Origin of the sequence: Trueperella sp. LYQ143 (assembly GCF_046599595.1) — a bacterium.
In the GTDB taxonomy this organism is placed as follows: domain Bacteria; phylum Actinomycetota; class Actinomycetes; order Actinomycetales; family Actinomycetaceae; genus Trueperella.
Map to the genome: position 1 here is coordinate 14,335 of NZ_JBKIWR010000013.1, position 23,765 is coordinate 38,099.

The 23,765-nt window shown below is 52.1% G+C and carries 17 protein-coding genes; 11 read left to right on the forward strand and 6 right to left on the reverse strand.

Annotated features, from left to right (window positions below):
• Positions 1–578 precede the first annotated feature (578 nt).
• Entirely contained in the window at positions 579–1,181 is a 603-nt protein-coding gene (locus ACLHIL_RS05815) for a thymidine kinase (RefSeq protein WP_411297015.1), read from the reverse strand.
• Positions 1,182–1,891: 710 nt separating this feature from the next.
• On the opposite strand from ACLHIL_RS05815, the gene pdxA reads away from it, so the two are divergent.
• Complete coding sequence (gene pdxA, locus ACLHIL_RS05820; RefSeq protein WP_411297016.1) at positions 1,892–2,938, forward strand: 4-hydroxythreonine-4-phosphate dehydrogenase PdxA; 1,047 nt, start codon at positions 1,892–1,894, stop codon at positions 2,936–2,938.
• A 603-nt stretch (positions 2,939–3,541) separates the two neighbouring features.
• On the forward strand, positions 3,542–4,474 hold the full coding sequence (locus tag ACLHIL_RS05825) for an AEC family transporter (RefSeq protein WP_411297017.1): 933 nt from the start codon (positions 3,542–3,544) through the stop codon (positions 4,472–4,474).
• A gap of 469 nt (positions 4,475–4,943) precedes the next feature.
• Here the strand turns inward: ACLHIL_RS05825 and ACLHIL_RS05830 are convergent, their stop codons facing one another.
• Positions 4,944–5,606, reverse strand: coding sequence for an iron dependent repressor, metal binding and dimerization domain protein (locus ACLHIL_RS05830; RefSeq protein WP_411297018.1), 663 nt, complete (start codon positions 5,604–5,606; stop codon positions 4,944–4,946).
• Positions 5,607–5,616: 10 nt separating this feature from the next.
• On the reverse strand, positions 5,617–6,324 hold the full coding sequence (locus ACLHIL_RS05835; RefSeq protein ID WP_411297019.1) for a DeoD-type purine-nucleoside phosphorylase: 708 nt from the start codon (positions 6,322–6,324) through the stop codon (positions 5,617–5,619).
• A 333-nt stretch (positions 6,325–6,657) separates the two neighbouring features.
• On the opposite strand from ACLHIL_RS05835, the gene ACLHIL_RS05840 reads away from it, so the two are divergent.
• The 3 genes from ACLHIL_RS05840 to ACLHIL_RS05850 all read left to right on the forward strand — a co-directional run bounded on the left by ACLHIL_RS05840 (position 6,658) and on the right by ACLHIL_RS05850 (position 9,158).
• Positions 6,658–7,083, forward strand: a complete 426-nt coding sequence (locus tag ACLHIL_RS05840; RefSeq protein WP_411297020.1) for a hypothetical protein — start codon at positions 6,658–6,660, stop codon at positions 7,081–7,083.
• A 328-nt stretch (positions 7,084–7,411) separates the two neighbouring features.
• Positions 7,412–8,167 (forward strand): HAD-IIB family hydrolase, encoded by a 756-nt coding sequence (locus ACLHIL_RS05845; protein ID WP_411297021.1) that lies wholly within the window; start codon positions 7,412–7,414, stop codon positions 8,165–8,167.
• A gap of 211 nt (positions 8,168–8,378) precedes the next feature.
• Entirely contained in the window at positions 8,379–9,158 is a 780-nt protein-coding gene (locus tag ACLHIL_RS05850; protein WP_411297022.1) for a vitamin K epoxide reductase family protein, read from the forward strand.
• A 240-nt stretch (positions 9,159–9,398) separates the two neighbouring features.
• On the opposite strand, the gene ACLHIL_RS05855 is transcribed toward ACLHIL_RS05850, so the two are convergent.
• Complete coding sequence (locus ACLHIL_RS05855; RefSeq protein WP_411297023.1) at positions 9,399–9,845, reverse strand: HIT family protein; 447 nt, start codon at positions 9,843–9,845, stop codon at positions 9,399–9,401.
• A gap of 96 nt (positions 9,846–9,941) precedes the next feature.
• Between ACLHIL_RS05855 and leuS the strand changes: the two genes are divergently transcribed.
• Together leuS and ACLHIL_RS05865 are read left to right on the forward strand one after the other, a co-directional pair.
• A complete protein-coding gene (gene leuS / locus ACLHIL_RS05860) occupies positions 9,942–12,833 on the forward strand; it encodes a leucine--tRNA ligase (protein ID WP_411297024.1) in 2,892 nt (963 codons plus the stop codon).
• Positions 12,834–13,268: 435 nt separating this feature from the next.
• A complete protein-coding gene (locus tag ACLHIL_RS05865) occupies positions 13,269–14,234 on the forward strand; it encodes an aldose 1-epimerase (RefSeq protein WP_411297025.1) in 966 nt (321 codons plus the stop codon).
• Between the two features lie 354 nt (positions 14,235–14,588).
• Here ACLHIL_RS05865 and ACLHIL_RS05870 read toward each other — a convergent pair whose 3' ends face one another.
• Positions 14,589–16,565: a helicase HerA-like domain-containing protein gene (locus ACLHIL_RS05870; RefSeq protein WP_411297026.1), complete on the reverse strand. Its 1,977-nt coding sequence runs from the start codon at positions 16,563–16,565 to the stop codon at positions 14,589–14,591.
• A 179-nt stretch (positions 16,566–16,744) separates the two neighbouring features.
• On the opposite strand from ACLHIL_RS05870, the gene ACLHIL_RS05875 reads away from it, so the two are divergent.
• The 3 genes from ACLHIL_RS05875 (at position 16,745) to holA (ending at position 20,908) form a co-directional block, all read left to right on the forward strand.
• On the forward strand, positions 16,745–17,668 hold the full coding sequence (locus tag ACLHIL_RS05875) for a ComEA family DNA-binding protein (protein WP_411297027.1): 924 nt from the start codon (positions 16,745–16,747) through the stop codon (positions 17,666–17,668).
• An 18-nt stretch (positions 17,669–17,686) separates the two neighbouring features.
• Entirely contained in the window at positions 17,687–19,873 is a 2,187-nt protein-coding gene (locus tag ACLHIL_RS05880; RefSeq protein WP_411297028.1) for a ComEC/Rec2 family competence protein, read from the forward strand.
• A 69-nt stretch (positions 19,874–19,942) separates the two neighbouring features.
• Positions 19,943–20,908, forward strand: coding sequence for a DNA polymerase III subunit delta (gene holA, locus ACLHIL_RS05885; protein ID WP_411297029.1), 966 nt, complete (start codon positions 19,943–19,945; stop codon positions 20,906–20,908).
• A gap of 547 nt (positions 20,909–21,455) precedes the next feature.
• On the opposite strand, the gene ACLHIL_RS05890 is transcribed toward holA, so the two are convergent.
• Positions 21,456–21,953 carry a GNAT family N-acetyltransferase gene (locus tag ACLHIL_RS05890; protein ID WP_411297030.1) on the reverse strand — a complete coding sequence of 166 codons (498 nt, stop codon included), beginning with the start codon at positions 21,951–21,953 and terminating at the stop codon, positions 21,456–21,458.
• Positions 21,954–22,190: 237 nt separating this feature from the next.
• On the opposite strand from ACLHIL_RS05890, the gene ACLHIL_RS05895 reads away from it, so the two are divergent.
• Entirely contained in the window at positions 22,191–23,762 is a 1,572-nt protein-coding gene (locus tag ACLHIL_RS05895; protein WP_411297031.1) for a Re/Si-specific NAD(P)(+) transhydrogenase subunit alpha, read from the forward strand.
• Positions 23,763–23,765: the final 3 nt, after the last annotated feature.

Consider the following 23,765-nt stretch of genomic DNA (forward strand, 5'->3'; position numbering starts at 1 on the left):
TGTACCAGATAGTGCTCAGATATGTACGGGAAATATCTCAGCACTATCGCTTTCGGTGAGGTGGAGGTTACCCGAGACTCTCCGAAAGCCCGCGTATATATGCGAACGTTAACATGTGTGCGCGACACTGAACGTCACATACTGTTGTGTGAACCATGTGGGGTACGAAGGAAAAGACGTATCCACGTGTGAGACCTGCCAGGAGCGTCAGATTTCCCGCGTGTGCGGACTGTGAATCCTCCTTCCGCGTGCTCTCAGCGGCCCGTCATCTCCCCTTAGGGAGATATTCCCGTCGTTGGGAACGTTCTCATTCTATCATGCTCACATAGCTCGCCTCAATGCCCTCTCGCGTTATTACTGCTTGTTAGCGCAGCGCAGCGGGTTAGAGCTGCCCGTATGTAGTGCGTTGTAATAGTGGTCGGGGATACGAGAGCGGTAGGCGCAACTATGGAGCGATCTATAGCTGTGAGCCATATCTAATGAGGAAAAAGAATTCCCTAGAGGGTAGGCAAATAAGTTATGGAATTGCGGATATGGCTATGGATCTGCAGTACCTGGTAGTGGTAGTGGCAGAATACTCAGGAAATATGCCCGACGAGTTTGGTGTAGCACTGCCCGCATAGCGCAACATATTCAACGTTCGTCTGATTGTCGATAGAGACTTGATCTCCGTGCTGAACAAAATCCCCATCCACCTTGCGGGCGTTGAAGTTTGCTTTGCGTCGGCAGCCAGCGCCGCACATCGTCTTGAGCTCTTCGAGAGTGTGGGCCACTTCAAGGAGTCGAGCTGAGCCTGGGAATACTGACGTAGAAAAGTCTGTTCGTAACCCATAGCACAGGACTGGAATATCGAGCTCAAGGGCAACGTCAAGGAGCTGATTGACGTGTTCGCGGGTGAGGAATTGGGCTTCGTCTACCAGCACTCCGCCGATGGTTGATCCCATTTCGGTGCCAATCCAATGGCGAATAGTGGCGCATAGATCGTCAGCGGGTTGGGCTAAGAAATCGGCTTCGCGTTCGATGCCAAGTCGGGTAGAGAGATTCGCGCCAGCTTTGGAATCCAGGGCTGGTTTGACGATAAACACGCGTTGCCCGGATTCTTCGAAATTGTGTGCCGCCATGAGAAGACCAGCCGTTTTTCCGGAGTTCATTGTTCCGTAGCGGAAGTAGAGCTTAGCCATGTGGATTCCTCTCTGCAGCGTGCGCTTTGGCGCTGGAATAGCGCAGTCTCGTGTGATGGGGAGATAGGACCCCGAGCAGAATTTTAGCTGAGGATCAAAGGCTGTGCTGTTCTTCGCTGATAGGCGGTAAGAATATTGCTCGGTGGCTTCTTTGTTGCGTTCTTTTCAGCAGGGGTTCGTATGTGCACATCTTCCTGCGCTGAGGCGTATGCAGATAAAGGTGGATAGGGGGGGCTGTGGATAGGGAATGCCCTCCTGCAAATACCTGTTTTACGGCTGAATAGCGGGCATGTGATCGCTTGAGGTGCGGCAGTAGGGCAGGTTTATATGCGAATAAAGAATAGTATGTAGATTCCCAGGTGTTATTGATAGTTTGAGTATTTTATGATCTGTGCTGGCGTTGATCAGGGAGGGGCTGGATAGATAGAAGACGTGGCTTCTTCGAGGCGTGCCCAGGGTATCCGATTTGCGCATGCGGTGAAAGGAAAACTAAGCGGCTCTCGGCGCAGCAAAGTATGGGTTCTGGTGGCAGGAAAAGGAATGATGATTGGAATGACAATCGGAATGGATCCTGGGTGAGTAGCGCCCGCCGTAAAATTTTGCAGAGTGAAGAGTAAAGCCCAGAATTCCTGCGGTGATACCGAAAGAGAAAGAATAATTTAGCAGGGAACGCGGTAGATTTGAGAGGTTGAACAGAACGGAGTGAAAAGATGGCTAAGCCGGTATTAGTAATGACGATCGGTGATCCGGTAGGAATTGGGCCAGAGATTTCGGTGCTGACCTTACGAGAATGTGCCGCTGATCCGCGAGGTACCGGTGTAATCGTCGGCGATACGGGAGCGATTGTTCGGGCAATGGACGTGCTGGGATTGAAAGCGCCTCTTAATGTTGTCACCGATTTTGCGAACGTGGTTGATGACCCAAATACATTAAATATCTTTGATATTGGGGTGTTGGGCGATGATATACCAGCATGGGGGAATGTAGACGCTCGTGCTGGTCATGCTGCGGTGAGAGCCATTGAGATTGCTACGTCGGCGGCGATGGAACAAAAAGTTGCGGGTATTGTTACCGGCCCAATCAATAAAGAAGCAATCTGGGCGTCCGGTTCACAATTTCTTGGACACACAGAAATGCTGGGTGCGCTCACAGGGGTCACTAAGCAAGATACGATGTTCGTCTGCCGGAATCGGGAAAATCCGCACCATTCACTGCGTATTTTCTTTGCCACGCGGCATTTATCGCTACGAAATGCGCTGGATGCTATCACCGTCGATTCGCAAGTGGGCTCAATTATGCGGGCGTATCGAGCCTTACAGGTGTTTGGGGTGCGCAACCCGCGGTTAGCCGTTGCTGCCATTAATCCGCACGGCGGTGAAGGCGGGCATTTTGGTGACGAAGAGATCCAGGTGCTGACTCCAGCTATTGAGCGGGTGCGGAGGGAATATGGCATTGAAATTGCTGGTCCAATTCCCTCGGATTCGGTATTTCACCAGGGATTACAAGGGCGATATGACGGGGTGCTCTCGCAGTATCACGATCAAGGGCATATCGCGTCCAAGACGTATGATTTTGATGGCACCATTTCGGTGACGGTGGGTTTGCCAATCTTGCGCACCTCCGTCGATCATGGGACTGCATTTGATATTGCGGGTAAAGCGGTGGCGAGCCATGCGACGATGTGTTCGGCGTATCTGGCAGCGTTGGAATATGCCCCATTTGCACAGCGGATTCGGGATGAATATATGCCTCAGTAGGAAGATATAGTGACGGGAAAATATGGTGACGGTGAGGATTAGGTGAGGCGTGGGTGGTCAGAAAATCCACATCTCAATGTTGAGCAGTACCATACGTGGCGCGTTTGTGATTCGCGCTCTGCGCATATCGGTCACGAATGTGAAATTTCCGTGGCGCGTCAGCGGTTGTGGTAAGTGATGTTATGAACTGACGGTATGCGGGCGTAAGAGAAGAAGGCGCTTAGTTTACCTAAGACGGGCAAGGGTGGTGCTTTGTCTTGCATGGGTGGCGTATTTGTGAAAATGGCTGCTCAGGCGGAGAGATGATCGGTAAGTTGTCGCATGGATTGTTGCCCTCTGGTCAATGGTTAGCAGTGCCACATCGTCGTCATTCCTGGTGCGGCTTAGGCTGACGAGGCTTGTTCTGCGTCATTGCCGTATCTCACTAAGTAGAGATAGGAGCCGTTGCCGTCTGGTTCTTTATCGGGTAGATAACTGCGTATATGTGCTATGTGGGCTGTGCTAGATAGCGTGAGGCGAGATAATAACCACGGTGATCGTCGCGTCGGTGGAAACAATGAAATTAGGTAAGAAATGAGTGCTGTGGCGAGTGCGAATGCGCAGATGACTATTTTTGGGATCATTACCGCGGTAGGCGTTATCGCTGGCAGGATCGGCATCCTTGATCGGCAAACCATCACTCGACTGATTCATCTCATTGTGCATATCACTATGCCGGCAATGATTATTGCTGCTGTGGCGCATGTTGACCCGCAATTAGGGCGTCAACGCATCCCGACTGCCGGTTGTTTGGCAGTATTAGCGTTCGTTATCATGCTCGTTTTTGGCTATATCTTTGTCTGCTGTGCTCGCGTGCGGCCGTCCCATCGGGCGATATACGTCTTTATGAGCCTGTGTACGAATGTCAGTTTTATTGGTATTCCAGTATCTCGGGCACTGTATGGGTTTGATGGGGTTGTTTTGGCCTCTGTATTCGTCATGGTGCTGTCATTTTTCATGTATTCTCTCGGCTTCGCCTTACTTGCGCGGGCGGGTATGGATGTTACGCCACGGGGTAGTAGGGCTTCTCGGCTGTTTCGATCTTTGCGCCGCGCAGTAAATATGCCAGTTTTAGCGTCACTTGCTGCTATTGGTATGTTGTACTGTCAAATATCTTTGCCGCCTATTATCAATGATGCGTGTGACATGTTAGGGACGCCGACTGCTCCGATTGCGATGATGTGTGTTGGAGCGATGATGTCGCGCTTGTCGTTGCGTGAACTGTTAGGGGAGCTGCGGCTTTATCCTTTCATCGTATTGAGATTCTTTGTGCTGCCATTAGCATGTGTCATTCTGTTGAAGCTATATGGATTAGATGTGGCGGTTATTCATATCTTTGCGATGATGTGCATTATGCCCGTGGGGTCAATGGCTGGTCCTTTTGTTGATCGTTTTGGGTTGGATGGAAAGTTGGCGGCAAAAGGAACAATTGTTTCAACAATTTTTGCATTTGCGGGTATTCCGATGACGATTCTTGCCATGCAATATCTCCTGTGAGATTAGCGGGATGTATAGAGAAGGATAATGCGCTGGTGGTGTGCAGCGTTTTGCTATCGGTATAGGAAACGACGAGGTAGCCGCTGGGTGTAACGCAGAAATATTGGGAAAATGCTGATTGATCTGGGATTATGCAAGTGCGGTGTGCTGAAATATGGGGTCTTGGGTGGGTGTTGAGGAGGGGGATACGGAAAGCCGGAGAGCTTGTAGTTAATACGAGATTGAGAGTTCGGTTATAGCTGGGAACTTTCCACAAACGCGAAGCTGTTTTCTGCAGTAATTATTCCTTAATGACGGTGTGGTCATACTAGAAATATGTCTACAACACATTCTCTTCCTGGTTTTACGCGATACCCTTGCGCCCTACCTTCTCTAAGATGGTTAGTGCGTCACCTACAACGCTTTTCGTGGCGAGAGGCAATGATCTCGCCCACCGATGGCGAAATCGTTAATGGCATGCCATACGGCGTTATGTCAGAACTTGAACCCGAATACGTTGTGCTACGAGTTGCGGGATCGCTACGGGATGTTCCGCGAGCTGGACCATCGTAAGACCAAGCGTGGGGGTATGGGAGATAACTGTGCCTTGCGCATGCAGGCCAATATTGTTCTCAGCTAAAAACACTAAAATTTCGGCGTTGTCATCCACTTGGCAGATGCGAATTCTTTGGCCGGGAGTCGTCTCGGTGAGCAGTAATAAATGTAATTCAGGGATAGAACCGTCAGCTTGGGGGATCGGATCACCGTGCGGATCATAATGCGGGTGTTCGAGAATTTTATCGATTGCCTCAATAAATTGATCGGAGACGCTATGCTCTAATGCTTCTGCTTCTGCGTGGAGATCTTCCCAGGAATATCCCAACGTCACGTGTAAGAACGTTTCAATGAGGCGATGTTTACGCACAATACGTACCGCCTGGCGGCGTCCTGCTTCAGTGAGGAAAATTGGACCATAGCGGCGATGCGTCACGTAACCTGCGTTAGCAAGTTTTTTGATCGCTTCAGTGACGGTTGAGGGGCTCAAGCCCATCCGTCTGGCCAACTCGGTTGGGACGGCATCCTTTCCGTCCCACTCCGAGATGAGCCAGATGGACTTGAGATAATCCTCTGCTGGTTGTGAGAGGTTCTCCATCGTAATGCGATTAGGAAAGAGCAGCAGCTACTGCGAGCTTGAGAGCGCGCTGGAAGTTTGTCTCGCGATCTTCGGGGCTCATATCCTCTGACGGAACAGTGATGTGATCCGACACAGTTAGCACTGCCAGGGCTTCCTTTCCGTGGCGGGCAGCGAGGCCATAAAGAGCGCCAGCTTCCATCTCTGCACCTGCAGTTCCGACGCGAGCAGCAGCTTCGTTGACTTCCTGTGGAACGTCATAGAAACGATCGCGAGAGATAACCGGAGCGACGACTACGCGATCATCGCCATCGGCAGCAGCGAAAGCTGCCTGTACTAAATTATGCGAGGCAACTGCGGAGAAGTGAGTCTCAGGAATGAGGTAGGTATTGATGACGCCCTCATAGTGCGCACCATTGGCAATGATGACATCACCGATAGCAACTCGCGGTGATAAGCCACCACACGTCCCCACTCGGATAATGCGCTCGACACCAAAATGCATGAACAGCTCGCTGACGTAAATCGAGAGCGAGGGCTGCCCCATTCCAGAAGCCATGATAGATAGCGGTTTTCCGTCAACGGTTCCGGTATATGCTTTGATGCCACGCACATCTGAAACAACTTTCGCATCTGGCATAAGTAACTGGGCCATACGCTCAGCGCGCTTAGGATCGCCAGGCATGATTACGGCCGGTGCGAACGCGCCATTTTCAGCGTTAATGTGCGGGGTTGCCATGAAAACTCCTTTGTCATCGTTCAGTGTTACTTAGCTATTATTGTCTAAAACTACCGTCAGTAGATAGCTCTGTAAGAAAAAATATCGATGTTCCTATGTCGGGCAGGAAATACGGATCATATTTGACGTGGTATGACGGAGAAAACAGCGATCCACACCTGATAACTCATGAGATAGCGCATCGCGACCCGTATGGTTACGTCGATATGAGAAATAGCCTGTGGAAATAGGCTGATGACACGCAAGAATCTGAAGCAAACTAGGCACAGGCGGTGGAATGAGGGATAATAACAGGGTTACATGTGTCAATGCATTTAGGAAAGGTTTGCTTTCATGTATCAGCCTGAAAATAACGAACAGCCGATGCCTCAGGGCGGGCAGCAGCCCACTGCGCAGCCTGGTGCTTACCAGCAGCCGTATCCGCCGCAGCCCGGTTATGGGTATCCGCAACAGCAACCGGCCGCTCCTTCGGCTTTTGGCGCCTTGTTCTCTGTGGATTTCAAGCGCACCTTCACCCCAGTATTAGCTAAGCTCGTTCAGATCTTTGCCATTATCGTCGGCATCGGTTTTTGCGTCACCTCGGTATGGGGATTCATCGTCCTGGCTTCGGGTACGGAATACTCCTCCCCGTCGGCAATGGTTATCATCGGTAGCTTGTTCGATACAGTTGTCAAGATCTCGATGGGTCTGTTGATTATGGGCGCTTCGCGGGTCATGCTGGAATACTTCGTTGGTCAATCCCAGAAAGAAGATAAGTAAGTTACCGGATGTCTGAGAAGACTTCTTGACTCTAACAGGTGGGGTGTCGCCTAAGGTGGCACCCCACCACTGTCAAGGCACTGTGTCGGATGCTGCAAGGAACGGAATACCGCCTCAATCAATCGGCAATGTGCCATGTTATATAAACGGTAGATTGTTTTGATGTGCGTTGTTGGGCATAACCCTGGCGTATCACGGAGATAACGTCAGTACGTATTACGGTGCGGCAGAGTATCCATTCTCACCTAGAGGTATCTATCGTTAGAAGCGCCGCGTGCTCAGAAAAGCTCTTCGCAGCCGCTCAGTTTGTATATTTATGATGGAAAAGATGATGACATATCGTTTGATTGCCTTTGATCTTGATGACACCCTGGCACCATCAAAATCACCCTTACCGTCTCGGATGGCAGCAGCATTAACGCAGTTGTTAGCACTCCACGATGTATGCGTGATTTCCGGAGGAAATTTTGAACAGTTCACGACCCAGTTACTTGCTGGATTAACTGATCCTGGCGTTCATTTAGAGCGGCTACATCTCATGCCGACCTGTGGCACGCGATATATGCGTTATCGTGATGGCAGATGGAACGCGGAATATGTGCATGACCTTAGCGAAGCGCAGCGCAGGCACGCGATAACATGCCTAGAAGAAGAAGCGAAACGTTTAGGCCTGTGGGAAAGCCACCCGTATGGTGAGATTATTGAAGACCGTGGCTCCCAAATTACTTTTTCAGCCCTCGGCCAGCAGGCACCGCTAACTGCAAAGAAAGCCTGGGATCCTAACGGGGAAAAGAAAGAACAGCTACGAGCTGCCGTGGCACAGTTGATCCCTGATCTAGAGGTGCGTTCGGGCGGGTCAACGTCAGTGGATATCACTCTTAAAGGCGTTGATAAAGCATACGGAATAGAGAAGCTCGCACACGCCACAGGCATCCGTATCTCACAGATGCTCTTTATTGGGGATCGTTTAGATGAAGGCGGAAATGATTATCCGGTCACTCGACTAGGAATTGACACTCATGCAGTGAGAGACTGGGAAGATACTGCAAATTTCATCGAAATGTATGTTCGGGAACACCAGTGATCGTTCCATCGGAAGATAGCGCCTGAGCGCCAGTTGCGATGGGGTGAAGGAGCAAGAGCTTATGGCGAGCAACGAAACCGAGAAGGCAGGCAGAAACGCGTTCGTCGAACACGGATTTCGTTTGAGGCTCGTCGTCACTACAGAGATCTGAGATGGAATCGTGCGGGGAGAATCATTTCTTCCTGACGGTCAATGCTGAGGAGGGTATAACATGAAGCGTTCGGCACACCGCCCGCACCATGACGTAGATAGGGCTGACGAGACCCCCGATCATGACTATGAGGCGGCGAATATGTCAGATCCTATTAGTGAAGATGACGGCGACCTCCCAAGCGAGGAAGAACTAGCCCGCATGGATCGTAAAATATCGCGATATGAAGCGCGAGCCAATGAGCATGAACGTGCAGGTGGAGCTGGAAAAGAGACCGCAGGAGTACTGTTAGGTAGCGGGGTAATAGGAGTACTTGCGTCCTCGGGGCTTATCTTATCCGAGCGGCATCATCTCGCCTACCCTGATTCGCACCTGGTATGCGATATTAACCCATTAATTGGCTGTTCAAAATGGATGGGGCGTTGGCAAAGCGAGGTATTCTTTGGAATTCCTAATGCGCTATTGGGGGCGCTCTTCTTTGCGGCGATAGCTACTTTGGGATGTGTGCTCTTGACTGGCAGCCGGCTATCACGATATCTCTGGGTAGCGGCGCTCGCGGGTGCAAGCTGTGGAATTATCTGGGTATTGTGGTTTGCGTATCAGTCTTACCTGGTAGAAGGGTCGCTATGCCCGTACTGCGTCGTTGTATGGTGTGTGACGATCCCGTTGTTTGTTCACCTTCTTGCTCGAACGCTCCAAGCCGGTCATATAGGGCGCGGGGCGATGAGTGCAGGATCAGTTTTGGTGCGTAACCGTTGGCTGATTATTGGTCTGATCTATGCGTTGCTCATTATTTTTACGGTCGTATGGTTTTGGGATTCATGGGCACTAGTGTTGTGAGAAACTGTGCCTGGCGGCATGAGCCGTTCGTTTTATCTGTAAAGAACATATAAAAAACCACCTGCTATAGAAACAAAGGTCAATAGCAGGTGGTGTTTTTAGTGCGTAGCAGTGATGTTTTCGAATAACAAAGTAGATAGACGTGATAGGCGGTTGAGTTATGTGATCATTGCCTGCGAACGCTCTACGCGGCTATGCGATGTCGGTAACGGTCTGCGTACCGGCAGGGCAGGAGCAGGTCTAGCTCATCTCTGGCAATCTGTGTAGCTCGGGGATGTGGTCACTATGACCCAAATCGCTAAGAGCGGCGCGCAATTTCTCCATCGCTGCGTCGATCTCGGCTCCGCTAGCTTGCGGAATATCGTGGAAGTTGGCGGCCTCTTCGCTATCTGCAGGAACGACGTGAATATGGGTGTGGGGTACTTCAAAGCCCAAAATTGCAAGAATTGATCGAGGAACACCGAAAGCCTGCTCCTGTGCATGCCCGATAATCTGTGCAACTTTCATTACATGAGCGAAAGTGTCAGGGTGGACATCCGTAAATTTGGCGACCTCTGCTCGTGGGATAACCATTACGTGCCCAGGACGTGACGGGCAAATTGTTGCCATTGCGACGCATACCTCGTCAGCCCACACAAAAGTTCCGGGGATCTGCCCGGCGATAATCTGAGAAAAAATACTAGCCATATCTCCAGCATAGGCGTTCTCTCTCACAGTGTGCGCACCTGAGATTGTTCGGTTTTGTCAGCTAGGATGGCAGGGAGAAAGTGTGGAAGGAGAATCATGACCACTCATGTGCCGGAAAGTTTTCCCTATCGCTACGATGCTGCACTCGCCAATAAAATCGAATCAAAATGGCAAGATGCATGGGATGAGCGCGAGACGTTCCGCGCGCCGAATCCGGTTGGAAAATTTGCTCCGTCATCTGGCGAAGAGCTTCCGCGTGAGTCCTTCTACGTCGCGGATATGTTCCCCTATCCATCAGGAAAAGGGCTGCACGTTGGGCATCCATTAGGGTATATCGCAACCGATACCGTGGCTCGTTTCCAGCGGATGCGCGGGAAAAACGTACTGTACACCATGGGCTATGACGCCTTCGGTCTTCCGGCTGAACAATATGCCATCGAAACAGGTACGCATCCGCGAGTGACCACGGAAAAGAACATTGCGAATATGCGTCGGCAATTGCGCCGTCTGGGGATGTCGCACGAGCGTCGGCGTTCATTGGCAACCACCGATGATGAATTTGTGCGGTGGACGCAGTGGATTTTCCTACAAATCTTCAATGCCTGGTATGACGAAACTGCTCCCGGGCGCATTGCCGGAACGACGGGGCGGGCGCGCCACATCTCTGAGCTTATTGCCGGATACGAAGATGGGACGATTCCAACCCCGGATGGGCGTGCGTGGGCGGAGCTGAGTGCGGCTGAACAAGATGAAGCCGTTAATGCGCGTCGCCTAGCCTATGTTGACTATGCGCCGGTGAATTGGTGCCCGGGGCTCGGTACTGTTTTGGCAAATGAGGAAGTGACGTCGGAAGGTAAATCTGAACGAGGGAACTTCCCGGTATTTTCCCGTAAATTGCGCCAATGGATGATGCGTATTACCGCTTATGGTGAGCGCCTCGCACGCGATCTCGATGCGGTTGATTGGCCGGAGAAAGTCCGTCTTATGCAACGGCATTGGATTGGCCGTTCGGTAGGTGCGAAAGTTGATTTCCGAGCACAAACCGAGTGCGGGGAACACCTGTTAACGGTCTTTACCACACGTCCAGATACCCTATTTGGGGCGACGTTTATGGTTGTTTCGCCTGAGCATCCCATGCTGGACGAAACGGCGATTCCGGCGCAATGGCCGAGCGGAACTAAGGATAGTTGGACGGGAGGCGCACAGACGCCAGTTCAGGCAGTGCGAGAGTACCAAGCGGCGGCAGCGCTGAAGTCAGAAATGGACCGTGCGGATACTGAGCGAGTAAAGACGGGCGTTTTCACGGGCATTTATGCTGTGAATCCGGTCAACGATAAGCGAATTCCGGTGTTCACTGCTGATTACGTCATGATGGGATACGGAACTGGCGCAATTATGGCTGTTCCGGCGCACGATCAGCGAGATTTCGATTTCGCCCAGGCATACGATCTTGATATTGTCCCGACGATGAAACCGGCCGATGGTTTTGATTGGTCATCAGCATGGGTTGAGGATGGCGAGGTTATTGATTCCGCAAATGACGAGATCTCGCTCAATGGTCTTTTCAAAGGTGAAGCTAAATCGCGGATGACTCAGTGGCTCTCTGAGCGTGGTTTTGGGCGTGAGGCAGTGTCGTACCGTTTGCGCGATTGGCTTTTTGCTCGGCAACGCTATTGGGGTGAGCCGTTCCCGATTGTTTATGACGACGAGGGGCGTGCTCGTGGTTTGCCGGAGACGATGTTACCTGTCGAGCTACCGGATACCCCGGATTATTTGCCGCGATCCTTTGATCCGCACGACGCTAACTCTAATCCAGAACCGCCGTTGGGTCGTCTGCAAGACTGGGTGAACCTGGAGTTGGATTTGGGCGACGGTCTGCGTCCATATACGCGTGAAATGAATACGATGCCGAATTGGGCTGGATCGTGTTGGTACGAGCTGCGTTATCTTGATCCAGATAACGATGAAGCCTTCGTTGACCCGCAGGTGGAAGAGTATTGGATGGGGCCGTGCGAGAGTAAGAAACTCGGTGGCGTGGATCTGTACGTCGGCGGGGTGGAACATGCGGTTTTGCATCTGCTTTACGCTCGATTCTGGCACAAAGTCCTGTTCGATTTGGGCTATCTATCGTCCAGCGAACCATTCCACAAGCTGTATAACCAGGGGTACGTCCAGGCATACGCCTACACCGATTCGCGCGGGCAGTATGTACCGGCTGATGAGGTAGTGGAAGTCCCGGCTGCTGATGGCTCACATCGGGTGACGTATGAGTGGAACGGGCAGGTGGTGAACCGTGAGTACGGCAAGATTGGGAAATCGCTGAAGAATATCATCAGCCCTGATGATGTTGCTGACGAGTACGGCGCAGATACGTTCCGAGTCTACGAAATGTCGATGGGACCACTCGATGTAGACCGTCCGTGGGAAGTTCGGGCTATTGTTGGGTCCTATCGGTTCTTGCAGCGGTTATGGCGTAACATCATTGATGAGCAGACGGGCGAGCTGGTCGTTGTTGATGAGGCCGTTGATCCAGAAACAGAGAAATTGGTTGCCCGGACGATCGCTGGCGTGACAGAAGACTACGACAATCTGCGTATTAATACGGCGATTGCGAAGATGATTGTATTGAACAACCATCTGACGACCCGCCCGGTCACGCGAGAGGTCGCAGAGATTTTAGTTAAGATGGTCAACCCTGTCGCTCCACATATTGCTGAAGAGCTGTGGACTCGGTTGGGGCATACGGAATCTATTGCATACGAACCATTCCCCGTCGTAACTGATGAATCCCTTCTCGTAGATGATACGGTTACGTGCGTTGTGCAGGTCCAAGGAAAAGTACGTGATCGTTTGGACGTTCCAGCGAATATTTCGGCTGAGGAGCTGGAGAAACGTGCCTTAGCTTCAGAGCGTATCACCAAGTTTTTGTCGGGTGAGCCGCGGAAGGTTATTGTTCGCGAGCCGAACTTGGTTAATATCGTTCCCTAGCACGTGAGCGACCGCATGCACGACGGGCACCGCAATGAGCTAATGTGGGTGCCCGTCGTACATATATTCGGCGATTCTCCCCAGTGTTAAGCGGTTAAGCGTGGGAGCGTTTTCCGTCATTACTACTGAATGTGTGCCTGCGGGCGGGAGCCGAATCGAAAAGAAATACGTAGCCGAGGCACATCTGCGTGTGCGCTTTGCCGAGCAGATAAATGAACGCAATATACCTCAGTGTTGCACAGATGGATGATCTCAGCGCGGATGATTGAGCGCGATGTAGATGGTAGCTTGCACAGTGTATTCCTCGGGTAATACACGCACATATCACGCTTCTGATTATCTGTATCACAGCAATCCGTCCGGATGATGGACGGATGTTTTATTTTGCCGGCGTCGGGTTAATACTTCATGGAGAACTAAATGAGGAGAGGCAGCATGGTAAAAACTGAGATCACGGCTACGAGTGCATTGGGGCTTCCGGCATGGCAACTGACGTCGCCGACTGGAGCGCAGGCATTGATCTCGGAGCGCGGTGCAGCTCTTCTTTCCTGGCAGCCGACGCCAGAAGCGGAGTTGATTCGCGGATATGCGACAGCGGAAGAACTTTTTGCCGGTGTTGGCGCTCGCGGTATTGTGATGGCGCCGTGGGCTGGGGCGATGACGTGGGCGTCATATCGTTTTGATGGGCAGAGCTATAGTGTTCCCGTTGAGGCATGTACGAATGGGTTGGCGTATGCTCATGATTTTCATGCCACGGCAACGGATTCGACGTTAAGTTTGACAACGAGTATTGAACCGACGGATGCGTATCCGTGGTCGTGTGAGATCTCTGCGCATTATTCCTTGGATTCTGGGTCAGATGGTGAAGAGCATTTATCGTTGACCGTGTGGGCGCGCAATACCTCGGATCGACCTGCGCCAATAACCTTGGGGTGGCATCCATATATCAATCTGCCGGCACGTGCGAGCATCTCTAATTTGGCGGTGCGGGTTCCGGCGCGTACCAAGATCTTGACCGATCATTTTGGGGTGCCGCTGCCGGGGGAGTCAGCTCAGTCTGGCGTTAGCAATCCTGTGGAAATTGATTATATTGGTGCGCGACGTTTGGATGATTTCTACCGTGATCTCGTCCCGGATAGCTATGGGGTGGTGACAACGCGAGTGAGTGATCCGGCATCGTCGGCTTCAATTGAACTGACGCAAGAGCCCGGCGAAGCGCCGGTTGTTCACGTTTATTCCGGTGATAATCTCGAACGCGAACCGCGTAGCGCATTGGCTTTAGCCCCGATGTCGCATGTGCCCGACGCGTTCAATCGGCCAGATTCGGCTGGTGATGTCTGTGTTGCTCCTGGGCAACTTCGTCAGATGACAGCGACGTTGACCTATCGCGTCAATAGTTAAGTCAGGAGAAAAGGCCTAATGGCGGGGGATTGGGTAGGGCAATCTCCCGCTTATTGTTGTGACGTATAAAGCGGAAGTAGGCAGGTAGCTTCGGCAGGAAGTAGGCATAGCACAACATAGCGATGTTAAGACAGTATGACTGACGGGGGCGAAAAAGGAGATACGCGCTATCCTGCTAAGAAGCAAAATAGCGTGGCGCTACACCGCATATCTGCCGGTACGATGACGCGCGCTCACTATCAATCGGTAATTAATTGAGGGGTTACTGCTCGCAATTATTCGATGAATCGGGCAGTTGCTCGATTCATCGAATGTGTCAGCGTGGTATGCCTGTCCATAGGTGCTATGAGCGTGCTAGCGACGCCGTATGCCAAAGATAGATCGAGTAATTTCGCGGCTGATCGTGCGCCCCGCGGTAGCTAGGATAGAATCCATGAGGCGTTCCTTGCGTCGGCTAGCCCGTTCTTCCTCGCGTTCAGCTTGACGTTCGAGGCGTTCTTGTTCTTTTTGGGCTACCCGTCGGGCTTGCTCTATTTCTTTCTCTGCTGCTTTCTGTTCAGCTTTTTCTTTTGCTTCTTGCTCTTTGGCTACCCGCTGTGCCTCTTCGGCAGCGGCTTTGGCTTCCTGCTCGGCGGCAATGCGTGCCTCGAGTAATTCAGCGGCTGATTCTGGGTCAACAGCCTCGCAGTATTTCGGGTAGATCTGGGAGGACTGTATGGATTCAGCTACTTTTTGTGCGGAAGCTGGGCCCATGACGGCTGCCGGTGCCCAGATTCGCGTTGGAGCTACCGGCGATGGGCGCCCTTTGGGATCGGTAACAGTGACGACTGCTTCGCCGGTACCAAGTGCTGGAATAATCTCTGCCAGAGGTAGCTCGGTGGTGGGGAAAGTAGCAATAGTTGCCTTGAGTTTCTTGGCGTCATTTGGTGTATGTGCGCGCAAAGCATGCTGGATGCGTGATCCTAGTTGTGCCAGCACATCGTCGGGAATGTCTTTAGGGGTCTGCGTGATAAACACGATGCCTACCCCTTTTGACCGGATCAACCGCACTGTTTGAATAACCTGGGTGAGGAATTCTGGTGAGGCGTCGGCAAAGAGGAGATGTGCCTCATCAAAGAAAAAGACGAGTTTGGGTTTATCTAGATCGCCAACTTCAGGTAGCTCATGGAAAAGATCTGCCAGTAGCCACATGATAAAAGTGGAGAATAGTGCTGGGCGTGCTTGAACGTCTGGTAATTCCAGAGCGGAGATCACGCCGCGAGAATCGCGAGTTTGGAGAAACTCGCTGACGTTAAAGGCTGTTTCTCCGAAGAATTCTGCTCCACCTTGAGACTGTAATTCGGCAACCTTGCGCAGAATAACACCTGCGGTAGCCGGTGCAACGCCGCCAATTTCAGCGAGTTCGTCTTTGCCTTCATCGGAGAGGTATTGGATAACTGCTCGCAGATCAGTGAGATCAATCAAGGCTAGTTTATTAGTGTCGGCCCAGTTGAATATTAGAGAGAGCGCTGATTCTTGAGTGCTGTTAAGACCGAGGACTTTTGCGAGCAGGATGGGGCCGAAATCGGTGACGGTAGTGCGAATGGGGGTGCCATTACCGACACCGCCTAGGGCGTATAGCTCGGTGGGGAATGCGGAACTCTGCCACTGTTGCCCCTGTTCTGTGGTGCGGGCTAGTAGCTTTTCAGAAGAAGCCCCGGGCTCCATAAGGCCGGAAAGATCGCCTTTAATATCTGTGACGAAGCAGGGAACTCCGTGGTCAGATAGCCCTTCAGCGAGTAACTGTAAGGTGCGAGTTTTTCCCGTGCCGGTAGCTCCGGTGACGAGGGCATGACGATTCAGCATGCCCAATGACAGCTTAATGGGAACCTCGGGATACACTCCCGAATCATCCATATACGAGCCAACGGTGATTGTTGGATCAGGCAGATTGTAGGCTTCGCGAATACTGAGAGCTAGTGGCGGTAATTCACAAGGAGAGGCATGGGAAGAGTATGCTTCGGAGTGTGCTTCGGATTGCTTGGCACTGGCTTGCTCTGGAGAAGCTGAGGGGGCAGGTGAAGTGGCAGTGCTATTTGTTGCCGTATCAGAGGTACTGCTCGCGGATGGTGCAGAGTGGGATTCTTGATCCGGTACAGCATCTGCTGAAGCGCGAGTAGTTGAGGCCTCAGAAGCTGGCTGTGTTGTGCGGGTAGCCTCCGAATCATGTGTGCCTTCTTGGGCTGCAAGGGCGGCCTCTAATTCGGCCTGTGCAGCGGCCGCGCGTGCTTCTGCTGCGGCTGCTTGAGCTCGAAGTGCTTCTGCCTTTAACCGTGCAATCTCATTATCCATGGGGACATCTTACGCCGCGCCGTGGGCAGTGAGGTTGATATTTCCCCAAGATAAACATGGAGCGGGACAGTGGATAGGTTCTGACGAAAAAGCTTTCCACAACCGTGTTCTTGTCGGGATTTTCCACTAGTTTTCCTGCTCTGATACGCAGCGAATAGCAAGCACTTAATAATGCCGGTATGAATACGGAATCGCATGTTAACCCGCCACCGCGCCGCTTGCCGAGTCGGCGTTCGCCACGCACGCGTCCCCACTCATCTGATCCGAGTCGTTCATTTATTCAGTCTGCATTACGTATGGGGGCGGGGGAAGATATTTCAGCGCTGACGGTAAGCGGAAGAAAGAATCGCTATCGTATCAACCCTAGTGCCCAGCGGGTTGTTATCGTCTTTGTCCTCGTATTAGTTGTTTTTGCAGGTATTGGTGTCTACCTACAACACTCGCGCATGATAGCTACTCAGCCGCAGTGTCGCTCTATTGCCGACGTATCTGATCCGGCGTCAGGAGAAAAAGAAACGAAAAATCGCGAGGGGACAGCGCACGGTTCGCAATCTACGCCAGATACGACGGGTGCGCGAATTGGGCGGTTGTCACATAGCGAAATAGGAACTCAAAACTTTGATGAAACGACGGCAGGTGCAACAAAAGAGAAGGTTATCGTGCACGTCTCGGGGCAAGTCAATGCGCCCGGTATCGTTGAGCTGGATACCTCGCGTCGGGTTAACGATGCGATTGCGGCTGCGGGCGGAGCCAATAGTGCGGCAGATTTATCGGCGATTAACCTAGCTGATTTTCTTGTGGATGGTGCCCATATCCATGTTCCAGCAGTGGGGGAAGCGCCTGTGGCAGCACCAAATAATGCTTCTGGTAATTCCGGCGGAGCTACGGCACAGCCAGGTGCGGCAAAGCATCCAATTGACCTCAATCACGCTAGTGCAACTGATCTGCAACAAATCAGCGGAATCGGCCCAGTGACTGCACAAGCTATTGTGGCGTGGCGTCAAGCCCACGGTCGCTTTACTTCAGTGGACCAGCTAGTGGAAATCGACGGTATTGGAGAACGGACGCTTAACCGCATCCGCGATAGCGTGACAGTCCGATAAATTGCAGGCACGTTTTCGATGCATGACTACCGTTTGACGTTACCAGCTGGCGTGTTATGGCTTATGGTCATAGTTGACCCGTCTAGTTATTTCCCTTATGTGCTGCTCGCAGTGGGCATACTAATTGTTGCCACGCTCCGGCATTGCGGTCTTGCCATTGTGCTGGGTTCGGTTATCCTGGCGGGTTGTATTTCGGGAAGCCTACACCGTTATGCCCATGATTCTGATCCGCTTATCCGAGCTATACCGTCCGATTCGATAATGGTTGTGGCTGATGTGCAGAGCTATCCGGAATATCGCGGTGAACAGGGATCGGCTATCGCTCAGGTGAGGAGTTTTCGGCGCGGTGATTACGAACAAGGATCTACTCAACGTATTCGTATTAGCTGGTTTAACCAGAAAGTACAGCGAGGAGATCGTATCCGTGCGCACGGCCGATTGATCTCGGCACAGAGCTCTGACTACGTTGCGGCGCGGTTGATCGCTCAAGACATTGACGTGCAATCGGGAGCAGCGCTTCCGGCAAGGATTCGTTCGGCCCTTGGCGATCTCATCGCTTCTGGACCGCAACATCTACAGCTTGTTCCTGGGATTGTATTAGGCGACGATTCGCAGATACCAGCCGAACTTGTTACAGCTATGCGCCAAGAAGGACTGTCTCATATTACTGCGGTTTCTGGCGCTCATATCTCCATCTTGTTATCGGTAATTTTTCTGATTGTTGGCCGGCGAAGGTACCGATGTGCGGCCGTATTGAGTATTGCGACATTAGCTGGTTTAGTGTTTCTTGTTGGTCTTGAGCCGTCCGTTGTCCGAGCGGCAATCATGGGAGTGTTTGTCTGTATTGCGGTCGGGATGCGGCGCCCGAGCAGTGCCATGCCGCTTATCAATATTTGCATTATGACGGTGTGTTTGCTTGCTCCGCAATTGGCAAACCGGATCGGATTTCAACTATCGGTATGTGCCACGTTAGCTATTGTTTTGGCTGGTCCGCCGCTGTCGCGATGGTTGGCTCGTGGAATGCCACGAGCATTAGCGCAAATACTGGCAATTTCGTTGGTGGCCAGTTTAGCGACGGGCCCGATTGTCGTTCGGATTCAGCCGGAAAGTTCGGTGTGGTTATGTCTGGCCAACATTATTATTTCGCCAGTCATAGCGCCGATTACGATTTTCGGGATGGTGGCAGCTATATGCGCTCCTTGGGCTGTTCCGGTGGCGCAGCTATGTCTCCTCGTCTGCCGCTGTTGTACCGCGTGGATATATGAGGTGGTTATCCATCTGGCACATTTGCCTGGATCGCATCTCCCAACTCCGCTGGCATTAGCAATCAATGCTGGTCTTGTGGCGGGAATATGCGTCTTTATCTATTTTGATCGGGCATGGATATGTGCGGTTGGGGCTGTCGCAGGTCTGAGTGTCTTTGGCGTTATGGCTGTTTCCCGCCCCGATACTGCCACTGTTTTTGCTGATGATTGGCAGATTGTGCAATGCGATGTGGGGCAAGGATCGGCGATGCTGCTGCGGCATAAAGAGCAAATTGTTCTCGTTGATGTCGGTCCGGCAGACGGGCATATTGGAGATTGTGTGAATCAGGCTGGTGTCACCAAATTGGATCTCGTTATCTTGAGTCATTTCGATTCAGATCATGTTCGCGGTTTTGAGGAGTTGGCGCGTGAAACGCACATCGGCCAGGTCTGGTATTCGCCGAATATGTATCCGTATCGTAACTCCCAGTGGATCACCCACTTGCTCAGTTCATACGGTATTCCTGGGCGAGAAGTCGTTGTGGGAGAAGAGCTAGCAGATATTTCCGGAGAGAAATGGTTACGTATTGTCGGCCCATTAGTCATAACGGGCGATGCGCAGAGCACTAACGATGATTCGCTTGTTGTTTTGGCACATACAGCCGATCACTCTGTGCTGATTTTGGCTGATGCTCCCGCCCAGCGTCAGCGCCTTTTGCGCGGGCAGGTAGGAGAGGTGGATATTGTGGTTGCTGGGCATCATGGGGCGCGCGATCAAAGTCAGGAACTTGCTGATGAGCTGCGGGCGCAGATCACTATTTTTTCGGTAGGTGCAACCAACACTTATGGGCATCCGCATCCTGACGCGTTGCGAATCTGGCAGGCCCCAATTCAACAGCGCACCGATCAATGCTCAGACATCGTTATAACTGATACGGACGTTCTCTCACGGTGCCCGTAACATAAGGTGTGATCCTTCGTTGATAATTGGCATATCGGCAAACTGGCTTCCGAGCCGAGAGGTGGAATAATGGCAACTATGCCGTCGGGAATTGAACTAGCACCTATTCTTGTCATGACGTGTGCCGAGCCAGCCTTGGGGGATCGTCTGATTGACCAGCTTCGTCAAGAGCTGCGTCGTCGAGATCCGCATGTGGATATTGTGGATTTGGATTGTGCCAATTATATGCCTGGGCAACTTGCGGTGTTGCTTTCGCCCTCGCTGTTTGATGAGTCGCGTGCAGTAATTGCCCGCAATGTCGAGCGGTCGAATATTGCTTTTCGAGATGAGATTGTGGAGTATATGGCCCACCCTGATCCGGCTTCCGTACTGATTTTGCGGCATAACGGGGGGAATGGAGGAAAAAAGATCCTCGAAGCTGCGCGTCGGTACAAACTCCCTACACACAACATTGCAAAAGTGAGCTATCCAAATGAAAAAGCGCGGATAGTGCAAGATATTGTGCGATCTGCTCGGCGTAAGATAACGAGCGAAGCAGTTGCCGGATTGGTCGATGCCTGTGGTTCGGATCTGCGAGAGCTGATTGCGAGTACGACGCAGTTACTGGATGACATCCCCGGGATGATTACAGACGCCCATGTGTACACGTATTTTTCTGGACGAGTTGAGGCGAATGCTTTTCAAGTGGCGGATGCGGTGATCGCAAAGAATGCAGCCCGCGCAGTAGAACTAATGCGTCATGCCCTTGCCACGGGATGTAGCGCTGTCGCTATCAATGCCGCTATTGCAGCAAAACTGCGGGCTATGACTCAAGTGCTGGGGCAGCGCTCGGGAAGAATTCCAGCAAAAACAAAACTCAGTTCCTGGCAGGTAGACCGAGCAAAGCGGGATTTAGCTCGTTGGAAGGCGCCAGAGATTGAACGGGCTGTGGAGATCATGGCGCAAAGCGATGCGGATGTGAAAGGTGGCTCCCGAGATCCGAATTATGCTCTAGAGCGAGCAATCTTAGCAGTATGCTCTCCCCGCAGCCGGTAGGTGCTCTGTGCTCCTACCGGCTTTGGAAAACGGAATGAGAGAATGAGAACTGTTAGGTAGCAGGTATTAAAGCGGCACGTAGGAACGTTAGATAACGGGAATGGGGAGTAGCTGCCAATCGGAGCGGTAAGCTAGGGGCAATTTGGTCGAACGTATTATTCTAATTAGCTAGGCGTATTACCCGAATTAGCCAGGTCTATTCCCTGAAAGATGTGCTGACGGTAGGCGAGTAGTACGGGATCATATCGCTATGCAGGCAAGTGCCGGTTTAAACGTCGGCTTCATATCTGTTGTTCCTGAGTACGCGTTTGCGGTATGAGCAGTGTAAGAACCATAAACAATGCGCGCTTCGTAGTAAAAAGACAGCCCGCAATAATGAATAACGCACGGCGTGCGAGGTGCAATGTGACAGGCAGTAGCAAAGCGTAGTAGCAAGGCGTAGTAGCAAGGCGGATGCACGACAAAACGTGCCTGCAGGAAAACGCAATACGCAACGCAACACGACTCATAACCCGACTCGCAATCGGTGCAACTGGCGCTACTGTTTTTAATCTACTTCAGCAAAACCAAGATAATCGTAGAGTCGAGCAGCAGCTTTAGCTTGCCGAAGATCAACGCGCAGACCGATATTATCAAAGCCCTGCCGACCGGCACGACGAGCCGCCTTGCCGATTAACGCAGTAGCGATCCCTTGACCTCGATGTTCGGGATCAACCATGAGATCAATGATGAATGGTCCGTCATCAACGTCTTCCCACGGGGTATTCGTCGTAACCAAAATAGCTCCAACGAGTTTGCCAGAACGCCAGGCTCCGATAAAACCATCCTTCATAGGATCGCCGAAAGCGCCATCGAAACTCATCTGCATCTCTTCAACAGCTTCAATCAGGTTCTCAGCAATTTCTGGTGAATTGTAGGCCACCAGATAGAGCGAGGCGAGAGTGGGTATATCTTCGCGGGTCAGTGTGAGAATATCAACGTCATCTGGGCGGCGACGCAGGTCCTCAAGCGCGGAGAGTTGTGCATTCATCGTGAGCTGTGTCATGTCTCTACCTTACGTCCTTGCTAATCGTTGTGCTACGAAAATGGCACGTGTCGTATCGGAGTTATTGCCTATTGCCTCTATATGGGGATCTCTCGGTTCGTAGGGAAATAATTGTGTGATGTGATAGCGTGCACATATCCAGAAGATCGTTCACCTCGGCTATGCTTAAGACGGTACTGACCCGCATCGTCGCGGGCCATGATCTTCTGAATCAGGTGACATAACAGAGGAGTTAAGTTGCGCATAGGTGTACCGCGCGAGCCGTCGGATAAACAGGCTCTCGTAGCAGCGACCCCCGATACTGTCGGAAAACTCATTCAGCTTGGCTATGACGTCTTGGTCGAAGGCGGCGCTGGAGATCAGGCGAGTTTTCCCGACTCTCTGTACGAGAAGAGTGGGGCGCGTATCGTTAGCACGCAGGAAGCGTGGGGGAGTGACATTGTTATTTCTCTGGACACTCCACCGAATGACGTCTTGGACATGATGCAGCAGGGCGCCACACTGATCTCACGTATGGCACCGGGACGTCATCCCGAAACCATTGACGCATTACGAGATCGCGGTATTACTGGATTAGCGATGGATATGGTGCCGCGAATCTCGCGCGCGCAGTCTATGGACGTTCTATCCTCGCAGGCCAATGTTGCTGGCTATCGCGCTGTTATTGAGGCGGCCAACGCTTTTGGGCGATTGTTTAGCGGGCAAGTGACTGCGGCAGGGAAGTTCCCGCCAGCTCGGGTCTATGTTATTGGCGCGGGCGTGGCAGGCCTGGCAGCAATCGGAACAGCGAACTCAATGGGTGCTGTGGTGACGGCGACCGACGTCCGGGCAGAGACGGCCGAACAAGTTGAATCTATGGGAGCGCAGTTCATCCCGATACCTGTGGCAGCTCAGGAATCCTCTGACGGCTACGCCAAAGAGATGGGGCAAGAACAGGCTCGCGCGGCAGCGGCACTGTACGCCCAGCAGGCAGCGCAAGCCGATATTGTCATTACTACCGCTGCTATCCCCGGGCGGCGTTCTCCTATTTTGCTTGATGAACAGGCAGTGGCAGGGATGAAGCCAGGATCTGTTGTGGTGGATATGGGGGCTGCTAACGGAGGAAACGTCGTTGGTTCGCGTCCAGACGAAGTAGTGGTCACGGAAAACGGGGTAACGATTATCGGGTACACCGAGCTTGCCGGTCGGCTTCCCGCCCAGTCTTCCCAGCTCTACGGGCAGAATATTGTCAATTTCTTCAAACTAACCACGCCTGCGAAGGATGGCTTGCTCGTTCTCGATTTGGATGACGAGATTGTTCGTCAGATGATCGTGACTTTGAATGGCGAGGTCCTCTATCCGCCACCACCAGTTCGGGTATCAGCGGCGCCTGTGCCTGCTGCCGGTGCTGGGGCGCCCGATAGACTACGCACGATTCACGATAAGCCTGCAGATTCGGCCGTGGAGGCGGGGAATGCTCCGTCTGGCTCGATATTGCGGCACTGGTGGAAACTCGCAGCGGTTGCCTTGTTTGCGGCGCTCATTATGCTTGCACCGCCTGGAATGAGTACGCATTTCATTGTTTTTGCGCTCTCTGTTGTGGTGGGCTTCTATGTTATTACTGCAGTGACTCATTCTTTGCACACCCCGTTGATGTCGGTGACGAATGCTGTTTCGGGAATTATCGTCGTCGGGGCGTTAATCCAAGTAACGTCACATAATGTTGCGGTTCAAGTGCTGTCGTTTATCGCCCTAGCTGTTGCGTCGATCAATATCTTTGGCGGCTTTACGGTTACAGCCCGTATGCTCAAGATGTTCCAGAGGAGTTAAGAC

Bases quoted from the DNA above. Each gene is read 5' to 3' on its own strand.
- ACLHIL_RS05830 (WP_411297018.1), bottom strand. From the start codon at position 5,606: ATGGAGAACCTCTCACAACCAGCAGAGGATTATCTCAAGTCCATCTGG.
- ACLHIL_RS05815 (WP_411297015.1), bottom strand. From the start codon at position 1,181: ATGGCTAAGCTCTACTTCCGCTACGGAACAATGAACTCCGGAAAAACG.
- ACLHIL_RS05855 (WP_411297023.1), bottom strand. From the start codon at position 9,845: ATGGCTAGTATTTTTTCTCAGATTATCGCCGGGCAGATCCCCGGAACT.
- ACLHIL_RS05875 (WP_411297027.1), top strand. From the start codon at position 16,745: ATGAATACGGAATCGCATGTTAACCCGCCACCGCGCCGCTTGCCGAGT.
- ACLHIL_RS05850 (WP_411297022.1), top strand. From the start codon at position 8,379: ATGAAGCGTTCGGCACACCGCCCGCACCATGACGTAGATAGGGCTGAC.
- ACLHIL_RS05825 (WP_411297017.1), top strand. From the start codon at position 3,542: ATGACTATTTTTGGGATCATTACCGCGGTAGGCGTTATCGCTGGCAGG.
- leuS (WP_411297024.1), top strand. From the start codon at position 9,942: ATGACCACTCATGTGCCGGAAAGTTTTCCCTATCGCTACGATGCTGCA.
- ACLHIL_RS05840 (WP_411297020.1), top strand. From the start codon at position 6,658: ATGTATCAGCCTGAAAATAACGAACAGCCGATGCCTCAGGGCGGGCAG.
- ACLHIL_RS05880 (WP_411297028.1), top strand. From the start codon at position 17,687: ATGCATGACTACCGTTTGACGTTACCAGCTGGCGTGTTATGGCTTATG.
- ACLHIL_RS05865 (WP_411297025.1), top strand. From the start codon at position 13,269: ATGGTAAAAACTGAGATCACGGCTACGAGTGCATTGGGGCTTCCGGCA.
- ACLHIL_RS05870 (WP_411297026.1), bottom strand. From the start codon at position 16,565: ATGGATAATGAGATTGCACGGTTAAAGGCAGAAGCACTTCGAGCTCAA.
- ACLHIL_RS05845 (WP_411297021.1), top strand. From the start codon at position 7,412: ATGATGACATATCGTTTGATTGCCTTTGATCTTGATGACACCCTGGCA.
- holA (WP_411297029.1), top strand. From the start codon at position 19,943: ATGGCAACTATGCCGTCGGGAATTGAACTAGCACCTATTCTTGTCATG.
- ACLHIL_RS05890 (WP_411297030.1), bottom strand. From the start codon at position 21,953: ATGACACAGCTCACGATGAATGCACAACTCTCCGCGCTTGAGGACCTG.
- ACLHIL_RS05835 (WP_411297019.1), bottom strand. From the start codon at position 6,324: ATGGCAACCCCGCACATTAACGCTGAAAATGGCGCGTTCGCACCGGCC.
- pdxA (WP_411297016.1), top strand. From the start codon at position 1,892: ATGGCTAAGCCGGTATTAGTAATGACGATCGGTGATCCGGTAGGAATT.